The 228-nt window shown below is 44.3% G+C and carries 1 protein-coding gene; it reads right to left on the reverse strand.

Annotation, left to right across the window (positions count from 1 at the left end; genetic code table 11):
• On the reverse strand, window positions 1-228 hold a 228-nt coding region (locus SB765_RS34630), incomplete at both ends, for a hypothetical protein (RefSeq protein ID WP_410933156.1).

The following is a 228-nucleotide window of genomic DNA, read 5'->3' on the forward strand; positions in this document are numbered from 1 at the left end:
CTTACAGTTATTGAGGTATCATCAACTTGCTTGTGCGCATCGCCTCGCCTGCCACATATCAAAGAAACATACAGATCATCATCTTTAATGACAGCCATTCCACTTTCGGAAAAAACCTTGCTGATATTTAAAGATTCTGCCGCATTCTCATATACGGCGGAGTCGCCTATAGGGGGAATGGATCCGTCTTGCCAAACACATATCTGAAAGGCGCGCAAAGCTTTATCG

The organism is Pseudomonas sp. SIMBA_067 (assembly GCF_046534675.1).
Classification (GTDB): domain Bacteria; phylum Pseudomonadota; class Gammaproteobacteria; order Pseudomonadales; family Pseudomonadaceae; genus Aquipseudomonas; species Aquipseudomonas putida.